Here is a 10866-nt window from a genome sequence, read left to right as displayed (position 1 = left end):
GATGGTGTCCCCTGGCGTGGTGTAGGTTGGTTTGGGCCGCCACGCATTTCCCGGCACTGCCGGTGTCGGATCAGCCGGCCAGGGGCGGCAGGCTGATGAGGGGATCATCGCTCATCTGGCTCATTGTTTCCAGTGTCATGTAGCGGGCGCGCTGGACGGCCCACTCATCGTTCTGTTCGAGCAGTAACGCGCCCACGAGGCGCACGATGGCGTCATCATTGGGAAAGATGCCCACGACATCGGTGCGCCGCTTGATTTCGCCGTTGAGACGCTCGATTGGGTTCGTGCTGTGCAATTTGGTCCGGTGTTCGCGTGGGAACGACATGTAGGCCAGAACATCAGGCTCGGCCTCATCGAGCAGGGTGGCCAGCTTGGGCACCTTGGGTCGGATCTGATCGGCGACGGCGCGCCATTGCGCACTGGCCGCCTTTGGTGTTTCCTGCGCAAAGGCCGTGGCGATGAAGGCAGAGACGACACGGCGCCCGCTCTTTCCGGCATGGGCAAGAACGTTGCGCATGAAGTGAACCCGGCATCGTTGCCAAGTGGCGCACAACACCTTGCTGACGGCCGCCTTGATCCCTTCGTGCGCATCGGAGATCACGAGCTTGACCCCACGTAGCCCCCGCCGGGTCAGCTTGCGCAGAAACGCTGTCCAGATCGGCTCGGCTTCCGAGGTCCCGATCTCCATGCCCAGAACCTCACGCCTGCCATCACTGTTGACGCCGATGGCGATAATGGCGGCGACCGAGACGATACGCCCACCGCGGCGCACCTTGAGGTAAGTGGCATCAATCCACAGATAGGGCCAGTCACCCTCGATGGGGCGATCGAGGAAGGCTTTGACCTTATCGTCGATCTCTTCGCACAGCCGGCTCACCTGACTTTTGGAGATGCCGCCCATCCCCATGGCCTTGACCAGATCATCGACTGATCGGGTGGAAATGCCCTGGATGTAAGCTTCCTGGATAACTGCGGTTAGAGCCTTCTCGGCCATGCGGCGCGGCTCCAGGAAGGTTGGGAAATAGGACCCTGTCCTCAGCTTGGGAATGCGCAGCTCGACAGTGCCGGCGCGTGTCTCCCAGTCTCTGTCGCGATACCCATTGCGCTGGGCCAGGCGATCGGAGCTCTTCGCTCCATAACCAGCGCCTGTGGCAGCGCCCACTTCCATCTCCATCAGGCGTTCAGCGGCAAAGCCGATCATCTCACGCAAAATATCGGCGTCGGGGGTCTGTTCGACCAGAGCGCGAAGGTTCATCATATCGGTGGTCATCGGTGGTCCTTTCGGATTGTGGCTTCAACAACCCGACATTACCGGAAAACCGCCGGTGACCACTCTCCTCAGAACCTACACCACCTCCAGGGACACCATCCGCTCAGGAGCCGGGATGCAGCAGATTGGGTCGTGGCAAGCGCCCGCGCAGCGGCAGTGATCTGCCCTGCATCCTCAAGCGCAACGATCAGGCGCAGATGCGACAACTTCAAACCGCGTCTGATCAGATAATCGGCCTCATGGCCGCGTGAAGCATCATGATCTTCCATACGGTGCCACGATATCAACTTTGCGATATCTCTAACAGCTAATATCGTTTGAACAGCATGTGAAATTTCAATTATCACCGTTCATGCTTTCAGCGATGGGGGAGGACCCGTGAGCACTATAAATTATCTGACCCGGATCGAATTTGGAGAGGGTGCAATCGGGCAGCTGCCAGCCCTGATCGATGATCTGGGCATCAGCCGGCCCATGATTGCCTCCGACCGGGGCCTTCTTGCCACGGGCATGGTCGAAAAGATTGCCGGGTTGCTCAAAGCGGACGCCGTCATTTTCTCCGATACGCCGGCAAACCCCACCGAAGAGGCCATCAACCAGGCCTATGCACTGTTCCAAAGTGCCGGCTGCGACGGCGTGATCGGGCTCGGGGGCGGGTCGTCGCTGGATCTTGCCAAGGCCGTGCGCCTTTTGTCGAGCCATGAGCCTCCGCTTGCCCAGTATGCTGTGGTCGAGGGCGGGCTGTCCCGCATCAAGCCAGGGATGTGCCCCATGATCGCCATCCCGACCACGTCCGGTACCGGTTCAGAGGTCGGCCGGGCGGCCATCGTCACCACTGCAGACGGGCGCAAGCTTGGTATTCTCTCCCCGCACATGCTCCCGACCATCGCCCTGTGCGATCCCCAGCTCACCTACGGGTTGCCTGCGGCCCTCACTGCGGCCACCGGCATGGATGCCATCTCCCATTGCCTCGAGACCTTCATGGCCTCGAGCTATAATCCTCCGGCGGACGCCATCGCCATCGATGGATTGGCGCGTGGAATTGGCACGATCGAGCGGGCGGTCGCCGATCCAGGCGATGTCGACGCGCGCCGGGACATGATGATGTGTGCGCTTGAGGGGGCCATGGCCTTCCAGAAGGGACTGGGCGCAGTCCACGCTCTGACCCATGCGTTGGGTGCCGTCAAATCCCTCAACCTGCATCACGGGACGCTCAACGCCGTCCTCATGCCGGCGGTCCTGCGGTTCAACAGGGGCGAGATCGGGGAAAAGTGGAGCCGGCTCGTGGACCTGCTCGGCGGCGACCCCGACGTCGCGATCAGCCAGCTCAACGCCCGACTGGACATGCCGTCCGGGCTTGGCGTCATGGGCGTCACCGAGGCGATGCTGGAGGTGGTCTCTCAGAACGCGATGAAGGACCATTGCCACCTCACCAATCCGCGCACCGCAACGCAGCAGGACTATATCGACCTGCTCGAGCAAGCTATGTGAGGCGACCGGCGCGGCGGATTTCAAGCCGCGCGTCGAGGGAAAATCGACGATCTGATGCTCTCCCGGTTCCATCAGAACAGGAGCTGCAGCCCAAGGCAGGCGCTCAGAGGGCCGGCGTCAGAAGCGGCTTACCCTCGAAGTGCGCCGAAAGGTTGTCGATGACGAGTTGCCCCATTGCCCGTCTCGTCTCGTGGGTCCCCGATCCGTGGTGCGGCTGCAACAGCACGTTTTCCAGCGCCAGGAACTGGGGATCGATTGTCGGCTCGTTCTGGAAAACGTCGAGCGCCGCCCATCCTAGCGTGCCTGACGTCAGTGCTGCGAGAAGGGCGGTTTCATCCACATTCGCGCCACGCGAGATGTTGATGAGCATGCCTTGGGGCCCAAGGGCTGAAATGACCTTCTCGTCGACGATGTGACGGGTCTGGGCCCCCGCGGCAACGCTCACGAACAGAAAGTCGCTGTGAGCGGCGAGCTTTTCGGGCGTATCGAAATAGGTCCAGGACGCGTCGGCCTGCGCTTTGGCGGCGCGGGAATAATATCCGATGTCCATGTCGAAACCCAATAGCCGGCGTCCGATGCTTTCACCGATCCGCCCCAGTCCCAGAATTCCGGCCTTGCGGCCCTGGACGCGGTTCGACAGAGGGAAGGGCCGCTCCGCCCATTTGCCCTCGGTCACCCAATGGTGGGCCGGAACCATGCTTCGGCCAAGGCAAAGCATCATGCCGACGGCCAGGTCGGCGACGTCAGCGGTCAGGACGTCTGGCGTGTTGGTCACCTTCACCTGATGGTCGCGACAAGCTTTGACGTCTACCGGATCATAGCCGACGCCGAAGACCGAAATCAGTTCCAGCGCCTGGCAAGCCTCTATCAGGCTGCGGCTGGCGCCCACTTCCCCATTGGTCGCAATCGCCCGGATCTTGGGACCGACGTCATCGAGCAGGGCGGATGGGTCCGCGGCATCGAAATAGCGATGCACCTTGAACCGCTGCTCGAGTTGGGCCTGTATCGCCTCAGGGTAACGGGAAACCTGCAGGATTTCTGGTGTCGACACGCCTGTTCTCCTCCTCCGAACTGTTGATGATATCGATATCAAATGGGGGGCGGACTGGCTAGAGACCGTGTATCGCTTCACTGGTCCCCAATCGGCGGAGAACGCGGGTTTGCTGCGGGCAAATTCTGCTCAAATTTGCTGATTTCAGGCATGGCGATCCGTGGGTGCGGGCTGGATGTTGATATCGATATCATGTTAGGTCTTTTCCAGCCGAGGGAGGGAGTTCCATGACAGCAGTGCAGCCGCAGGCAACCGAAGTTGAAATCGACGACGACAACGCGATCCACGCGATCCATCATCGTCCGCAGGCAAACCTGACCACATTCGTGTTCGCCAACTCGATGGGGGCGTCGACCGAGGTCTGGGAGCCGGTCATTGCGCCATTGCTGCGCGAGAAGGGATACGGCACGCTCAGCTTCGACTACCGCGGGCAGGGCAAGTCGAGATATGGCGCAACGGCCTTGCTTGAGCCCGATGAGATCATATCGGATATCGGGCTCGTCTGTGAACGCCTGCAGCCCCAGCGACCGGTCCTCGTCGGCCTCTCGATTGGAGGCATGTTCGCCGCACGGGCCTGGCTCGCCGGCACCCGCGCGGAAGGTCTTGTTCTGATCAACACCCTGCGCAAGCCCACTGCACAGACCGAATGGATCAACACCCTTGAGGACCGGCTGATCGCGATCGGCGGAACCGAGCTTTTGTTCGACGTGCTCCGCCCCGTCCTCTCGGGGCGCGATGAACTTGAGCGGATGCGCCCCAGCCATCTCCGTGAAGGGGGATATTATACTGCACCGCCGCCCGACAACCCGCGCCTGCGCCTCGCCCATGGCGTCCACAAGGCCGACTGGGCGCTGCCCTATGAGGCCCTTATGCTTCCGACGCTGGTCCTGACCGGCCTTCACGACCGGCTCTTTCGGATTCAGGAGGATGTCGACGAACTCGCTGCCCGGCTGCCCGACGCGACCGTCATCACGTTCCCCGATGGCGGGCACGGTCTGCAGGCAGAGCATCCCGAACGCTTCGTCTCTGCGCTCACTGCGTTCTCGGCGAGAAAGCTTGGGGCCTAGAGCGTTCCCAGGCAAAGGCGCAACACTTTTCCGGTTCGGAAACGCGACAGATCAAGAACTTGCAGCTCCTGTTCTGACTCGACCGGAACAGGAACTCTCGCAAAGCCACCAACAGGGAGACCAGCATGTTCATTCGCTGCGCCTTTTTCCGGGGCACGGTCAGACCCGGATGCGCCCAGGCGTTCGATGAGATCGTCGAGACGACCATGGTTCCGCTGTGGCGCCAGTTCCCGCGCGTTCGCGATGTGCGCGTGATGAGACAGGTGGAAACCGATGCGCAGGATCATCCGCTCCCGCTGGTGCTCGTGATGGAGTTCGAGACGCGCGAGGACATCGCCGCAGCGCTGGCCTCCGATGCCCGGGCCCGCAGCCGGGAGGCGTCAAAAGGGCTGCTGGAGCTGTTCGATGGCGAGGTCTTTCACACCGTCTTTTCTGCCGACCGCCACCAGCCCTCCTAGATCAGGCCTCGCGGCCTAACTCGAGTCGCGGATCACAAGGCGCGGCTTGAGCCTGATTTCCTGCTGCAGGCCCTCGGTCTTGAGCATGCGGACAATAACCTCGGCCGTCTGCGCGCCGATCTCAGCCGCGTTGACGTCGATCGTTGTGATCGAGGGCACGCACTGGGCCGATATGTCGTAGGCGCCGAACCCCGCGATCGCGATGTCCTGGGGGACCCTGATCCCCTTGCGCTGGCATTCTGTCAGGGCCCCGAAGGCCGCTAGGTCCGACACGCACATCACAGCCCGTGTGTCCGGCCATTGTTCAAGCAGCCGACGCATTGCCAGGGCGCCTTCCTGCATCGTGATCGGGGGGCGGGCGGGTATCGTGCGCTCAGCCGAGAGCCCCCACTGCTCGAGCGCCTGAACGAAACCGCGCTTGCGGTCGTGCCCCCGGGTGTCGCGCAACGTATCGCCGCCGATATACCCGATCTTGCGATAGCCACGGTCGATGAAATGGTCGACCACCAGCCGGGACGTCTCCGCGTTGGAAAACCCCACCACCGTGTCGATGGGGTCGGGGGGAAGGTCCCACGTCTCCACCACGGGTACGCCGGCATTGTTCAACAGCCGCCGCGCCCGGTCGGTATGGGTCCCCCCGGTCACAACCAGCGCTTCGGGCCGCCGGGTCAGCATCTGGGCGATCAGCTTCTCTTCCTGCTCGACCAGATAGTTGGTGTTGCCCAGCAGGATCTGAAGGTTGTGCACCTCGATCCGCTCGGACATCGCCCTGAACGTCGCGGCGAAATTGGCATTGTCGAGCGACGGGATGAGCATGGCGACGAAGCCCGATTTCCGCGACGACAGTCCCGCCGCAGTGCCATCGAGCACATAGCCCAGCTCTTCGGCCGCTGCCCTCACGCGAGCCCGGGTGACCCGGCTTACGGCACCATCGTCCTTGAGCGCCCGCGATACGGTCATGGGAGCGACATTCGCCAGCTTGGCCACGTCAACCATTGTGGGCGGTTTTCGCCGCATGAGGTCTCTGCGCAATCGAGTTCGTTCCGCTAGCAAGGCGTGACTCTTGCCAGATTATCGCCCCCCTGACCAGTGCTCTCGACGGTGCGGGCCGATGGCGCGACAGTTGTTCAGCGCCAACGACGACACACCAGCACCGCAGACCCTAATCCCCGATCGGATGCAGTGGGTCGGTAATCTCGGAGGTGGCAAGGCTCTGGCGTACGCGCCGGAGCGGTTCGAGGACGGCAGGGCCGATGGTCTGGGCTGCGGACATCGCCATCACGTCGAGCACGGCGAGCAGCGCATAGCGGCTCGAGGTGGGCTTGTAGAGGTTGCCGTCCTCGTGAAAATGGAAGGGCACGAGGATATCGGCGGTCTCGGCCAGCGGGCTCTCGGGCACCGTCACGGCGATCGTCGTCGCGCCGTACTGCTTGCCGATCGAGACGGCATCGTTGACCGACCTGATCCGCCCGGAAATCGAGAATGCGATGATCAGCGAGCCATGCGTCGCCACCGAGGCGCTCATGCGCTGGAGCTGGGGGTCGATATAGGGGCAGCAGTTGAGCCCCAGCCGGAACAGCCGGTTGTGCATTTCGGTCGCGGCCATCGAGGAGTTCCCGCCTGTCCCGTAGATCATGATCTGCTTGGCCCCGGCGATGGTCTTGCCCAGCGCGTCCACATCCACATTGGTCAGCGCCACGCTGATCAGGTCCAGCGCGGCATGGGCCCGGCTGCACACTTCGGACGTGATCTGGGTGGACGTGTCGGGCCTGCCGCCGGGCTCGACCTCGCGCAGATAGGCCCCGCCGATGGCCAGCGCCTGGGCCATGTGCACCTTCATCTGCCGCGTGCCTTCAAAGCCGAGCGCCCGCGCCAGCCGGGTCACGGTCGGCTCGCTCACCTCGGCCCGCCGCGCCAGCTCGGTCACCGAAGCATGGGTGGCAAAGTGCAGATCGCCCAGGATCGCATCGATCAGCCGGGTTTCGGCGCCATGCCCGTGGCCGCGCCGCGACTTGAGCCGCACGATGATGTCGACATGCCGCTCCGGCCTTCTGCCTTGGCTCATGGGCCCAGCCGCTCTCCCGAGTCAGCGGCAAAGACGTGCACGTGCTCGGGTGCGGCATGGAGCGTGAGCGTGTCCCCGGGCCTGGCCTCCAGCCGGTCACGGAACACGCAGCGGATCGGTTCGCCCTCCATGGTGCCGAAAACCAGCGTTTCGGGCCCTGTCGGCTCGATCACCTCGACGCGCAGCGAAAGCGCGCCATCCGGAGCCACCCGATAGTTCTCGGGCCGGATGCCGATCGAGACCTTTTGGTCATCCTCGGCCGCGATGGTGCCGAGAGCCAGTTCCGCGCCGCTCTCGAACACCGCCTTGCCGCTACCCTCGGCCTTGTACCGGGCCGGCAGAAAGCTCATCGCCGGCGAGCCGATGAACCCGGCAACGAACTTGTTGACCGGGCGGTCATAGAGATCGAGCGGCGCCCCGACCTGCTCGATCCGCCCTCCCTGCATCACCACGATTCGGTCGGCCATGGTCATGGCCTCGATCTGGTCGTGGGTCACATAGACCGTCGTCGTCCCCAGCTTCTGGTGCAGGGCCTTGATCTCGGTGCGCATGGCAATGCGCAGCTTGGCGTCGAGGTTCGAGAGCGGTTCGTCGAACAGGAATACCTTTGGATCGCGCACGATCGAACGCCCCATCGCCACCCGCTGGCGCTGGCCGCCCGAAAGCTGGCCCGGGGCCCGGTCGAGATAGGCGTCGAGGTTCAAAATCGACGCGGCGCGCTTGGTGCGCTCTTGGATGCGGTCGCGGCCCTCGCCCCTGATCCGGGGGCCGAAGGTGATGTTCTTGCGCGCCGACATATGCGGAAACAGCGCATAGGACTGGAACACCATCGAGATGTCGCGCCGCTGGGGCGGAAGGTCGTTGGCCAGTTGCCCGTCAAGCAGCATCTCGCCGCCGCTGATCTCCTCGAGCCCCGCGATCATGCGCAAAAGCGTGGACTTTCCGCAGCCCGAGGGGCCGACCAGCACCACGAACTCACCATCGGCCACGTCCAGCGACAATTCCGGTATGACCGTGACCTTGCCGAATTGCTTGTTGATGTTCTTGAGTTCAAGCTCAGCCATCATTCATCCTGTCTGGTGCGATCGCGTCTAGAAATCCAAGGTTCGATGCCATCAGCCCGCAATCGACCGGCAGGGTGATGCCGGTGATGGCACTGGCCAGCGGCGAGGCGAGAAAGGCTGCGGCATGGGCGACTTCCTCGGGCTCGACCATGCGTCCCATGGGGTAGAGCCGGGACACGGCTTTGCCCACGTCGGGATCCTTTTCGAACCTGTGGTCCCAGGCCATGGTGCGGATCGAGGCCGGTGCAATCACGTTCGAGCGGATCCCGTGAGCTCCGTACTCGGTTGCAATGCCGCGCGACCAGGCTTCCAGCCCCCCTTTTGCCGCCGCATAGGCGGGGTTGCCGAAATGGGCGTGGGCGTTGACCGAGGAAATGAAGATATAGGCGACCGGATCGGTCTTGGCCTTTTCGACAAGCGCAGGCAGCAGCAGGCGCGACAACCGCATGGAGGCTCCGAGGTTGATGTCGAGCTCGAAGGCCATGCTTTGGTCGTCAAGCTCATCGAACGTTTCCGCCCGCGTCCATCCCAGGTTGCTCAGCACGACGTCCGGAGCGCCATCGGCGAGGATCGCATTGATGGTCTCTCGCGTGGCGCCAAGATCGGTGAGATCGACCGTATGAATCTCACCGGCGCCGATGCCCGCGAGCGCCTTGCCGTCGATATCGAGTGCAATCACATGCCCGCCGGCCCGCGAAAACACGCGCGTCAGCGCCTTGCCCACGCCTCCCGCCGCGCCGGTCACCACGATCCGCTTACCCGAAAAATCAATCATGCAATGCGCCATCCATTGATTGGTCAGAGTGAGCGGAGCTTGTCAGGCGTTGTGAAAGAAATCAACACGGGTTTGGATTTTCACTTGCATTCCTGTGTCAGTATGAAAAAAAATGACAGGCATCGTCATGCAGGAGATTGCGTCTTCGGACGTGGCCCTTGCAACCTAAGGAGAAAACTCATGTCTCTCGATGCCATCAAGAAGGCGACGTTGGCCGGCGCGGCGCTCTCGCTCATGGCCGGCGCGGCGCAAGCCCAGAGCGTCCGGGTCACTGTCGCCGAGTACAGCTCGCTGACCGGTCCCTATTTCCAGGAAGCGGCTGCCGCGTTCGAGGAAGAAACCGGCACTGCGGTCGAAATTGAAGTCGTGCCGTGGGACGTGCTCCTCCAGAAGCTGACCACCGACATTTCCGGCGGTGTCAATGCCGACCTCTCGATCATCGGGACCCGCTGGCTGATCGACTTCGTGTCCGAGGGCATTGCCGCCCCGCTCGATGACATGATGGACGCGGATCTGACGGACCGGTTCATCCCCGCCTTCCTCGAACCTTCGGTTATGGACGGCCAGACCTATGGCCTTCCCATCGCCGCCTCGGCGCGCGCCATGTACTACAACACTGAGCTGATGGAAGAGGCCGGGGTCGAGGCTGTGCCCGAGACCTGGGAGGAGCTCGTCGCTGCCGCCGAACAGATCAGCGCGCTCGATGACGAGACCTTCGGCTTCGGCTTGCAGGGCAATGAGATCGAGACCGACGTCTATTTCTACTACGCGCTATGGTCCTATGGTGGCGAGCTGATCGAGGAAGACGGCACCTCGGGCCTCGACAGCGAGGCTGCCTACGAAGCCGCCGCGCTTTACAAGTCCATGATCGACGAGGGCCTGACCCAGCCGGGCGTAACGTCCTATTCGCGCGAGGACGTCCAGAACCTGTTCAAGCAGGGTCGCGTCGGCATGATGATCACCGCGCCGTTCCTGTCCAACCAGATCGCGGACGAAGTGCCCGATCTTCCCTATGGGGTTGCCGCCATCCCGGCCGGGCCCGACGGGGATCGCGGCACCTATGGAGTAACGGACTCGATCATCATGTTCGAGAATGCCCAGAACAAGGAAGGCGCGATGGAGTTCCTCAACTTCATCTTCTCGCCCGAATGGCGCGTCCGCTTCTCGGAGGGCGAGGGATTCCTGCCTGTGCTCACCGCCGTGGCTGAGGATCCCGCCTTTGCCGAGGATCCCGATCTGAGCCAGTTCACCGGCCTTCTGCCCGACGCCCGGTTCGCACCGGTCATCCCGGGTTGGGAGGAAATCGCGGCGATCACTTCAGACGCGCTCCAGACCATCTATCTCGGTGACGGCGAAATCGAGCCCACGCTCAATGAAGCCGCCGAGCGCATCAACGCCATTCTGCAGTAATGGCCGGTCCCCGGAGCAGCGGGCGTGTCCATCGGAGGTGAATTTCACCTCCGCAACGCAGCGCCCAATATGCCGGGGTCGATACCTTCCCGGGCAGGCTTAGCAAGGCTATGCCCGATCATGGATCCCCGCCTGAACGCGACGTTCGGGCGGGGGCACCCGACGCCACACCGGATATGATCAGATCTGCTGCACCACGCATCGAGACCGATACC

10 protein-coding genes and 1 pseudogene are annotated in these 10866 nt (G+C 62.9%); 4 read left to right on the top strand and 7 right to left on the bottom strand.

What is annotated here, in order from left to right:
• Positions 1–70 precede the first annotated feature (70 nt).
• Positions 71–1270 carry an IS256 family transposase gene (locus EO136_RS08055; RefSeq protein WP_127143937.1) on the bottom strand — a complete coding sequence of 400 codons (1200 nt, stop codon included), beginning with the start codon at positions 1268–1270 and terminating at the stop codon, positions 71–73.
• A 101-nt stretch (positions 1271–1371) separates the two neighbouring features.
• Positions 1372–1539, bottom strand: a pseudogene (locus tag EO136_RS08050) (LysR family transcriptional regulator); the annotation flags it as partial.
• A gap of 109 nt (positions 1540–1648) precedes the next feature.
• On the opposite strand from EO136_RS08050, the gene EO136_RS08045 reads away from it, so the two are divergent.
• Complete coding sequence (locus EO136_RS08045) at positions 1649–2761, top strand: iron-containing alcohol dehydrogenase (protein ID WP_127143935.1); 1113 nt, start codon at positions 1649–1651, stop codon at positions 2759–2761.
• A gap of 103 nt (positions 2762–2864) precedes the next feature.
• On the opposite strand, the gene EO136_RS08040 is transcribed toward EO136_RS08045, so the two are convergent.
• Positions 2865–3812, bottom strand: a complete 948-nt coding sequence (locus EO136_RS08040; RefSeq protein ID WP_127143934.1) for a 2-hydroxyacid dehydrogenase — start codon at positions 3810–3812, stop codon at positions 2865–2867.
• Between the two features lie 227 nt (positions 3813–4039).
• Here EO136_RS08040 and EO136_RS08035 point away from each other — a divergent pair, with 227 nt between their 5' ends.
• Positions 4040–4879: an alpha/beta fold hydrolase gene (locus EO136_RS08035; protein ID WP_127143933.1), complete on the top strand. Its 840-nt coding sequence runs from the start codon at positions 4040–4042 to the stop codon at positions 4877–4879.
• A 125-nt stretch (positions 4880–5004) separates the two neighbouring features.
• Complete coding sequence (locus tag EO136_RS08030) at positions 5005–5337, top strand: hypothetical protein (RefSeq protein ID WP_127143932.1); 333 nt, start codon at positions 5005–5007, stop codon at positions 5335–5337.
• Between the two features lie 15 nt (positions 5338–5352).
• Here EO136_RS08030 and EO136_RS08025 read toward each other — a convergent pair whose 3' ends face one another.
• The 4 genes from EO136_RS08025 to EO136_RS08010 form a co-directional block, all read right to left on the bottom strand.
• A complete protein-coding gene (locus EO136_RS08025; protein ID WP_246018300.1) occupies positions 5353–6354 on the bottom strand; it encodes a LacI family DNA-binding transcriptional regulator in 1002 nt (333 codons plus the stop codon).
• A gap of 145 nt (positions 6355–6499) precedes the next feature.
• Positions 6500–7402: a MurR/RpiR family transcriptional regulator gene (locus EO136_RS08020; RefSeq protein WP_127143930.1), complete on the bottom strand. Its 903-nt coding sequence runs from the start codon at positions 7400–7402 to the stop codon at positions 6500–6502.
• Entirely contained in the window at positions 7399–8466 is a 1068-nt protein-coding gene (locus EO136_RS08015) for an ABC transporter ATP-binding protein (RefSeq protein ID WP_127143929.1), read from the bottom strand. Before EO136_RS08015 ends, EO136_RS08020 begins: the two co-directional genes overlap by 4 nt.
• On the bottom strand, positions 8459–9241 hold the full coding sequence (locus EO136_RS08010) for an SDR family oxidoreductase (RefSeq protein ID WP_127143928.1): 783 nt from the start codon (positions 9239–9241) through the stop codon (positions 8459–8461). The genes EO136_RS08015 and EO136_RS08010 overlap by 8 nt, the downstream gene beginning before the upstream one ends.
• 180 nt (positions 9242–9421) lie before the next feature.
• Here EO136_RS08010 and EO136_RS08005 point away from each other — a divergent pair, with 180 nt between their 5' ends.
• Positions 9422–10651: an ABC transporter substrate-binding protein gene (locus EO136_RS08005; protein WP_127143927.1), complete on the top strand. Its 1230-nt coding sequence runs from the start codon at positions 9422–9424 to the stop codon at positions 10649–10651.
• Positions 10652–10866 lie beyond the last annotated feature (215 nt).

It is taken from the genome of Pelagibacterium montanilacus, from assembly GCF_003992665.1.
Taxonomy (GTDB): domain Bacteria; phylum Pseudomonadota; class Alphaproteobacteria; order Rhizobiales; family Devosiaceae; genus Pelagibacterium; species Pelagibacterium montanilacus.
The sequence above is the reverse complement of the archived record's forward strand: the minus strand, read 5'-3'. Positions and strand labels throughout refer to the sequence as shown.

Coding starts and splice junctions, on each gene's coding strand:
- EO136_RS08055 (WP_127143937.1), bottom strand. CDS start 1,270: ATGACCACCGATATGATGAACCTTCGCGCTCTGGTCGAACAGACCCCC.
- EO136_RS08035 (WP_127143933.1), top strand. CDS start 4,040: ATGACAGCAGTGCAGCCGCAGGCAACCGAAGTTGAAATCGACGACGAC.
- EO136_RS08030 (WP_127143932.1), top strand. CDS start 5,005: ATGTTCATTCGCTGCGCCTTTTTCCGGGGCACGGTCAGACCCGGATGC.
- EO136_RS08025 (WP_246018300.1), bottom strand. CDS start 6,354: ATGCGGCGAAAACCGCCCACAATGGTTGACGTGGCCAAGCTGGCGAAT.
- EO136_RS08020 (WP_127143930.1), bottom strand. CDS start 7,402: ATGAGCCAAGGCAGAAGGCCGGAGCGGCATGTCGACATCATCGTGCGG.
- EO136_RS08015 (WP_127143929.1), bottom strand. CDS start 8,466: ATGGCTGAGCTTGAACTCAAGAACATCAACAAGCAATTCGGCAAGGTC.
- EO136_RS08010 (WP_127143928.1), bottom strand. CDS start 9,241: ATGATTGATTTTTCGGGTAAGCGGATCGTGGTGACCGGCGCGGCGGGA.
- EO136_RS08005 (WP_127143927.1), top strand. CDS start 9,422: ATGTCTCTCGATGCCATCAAGAAGGCGACGTTGGCCGGCGCGGCGCTC.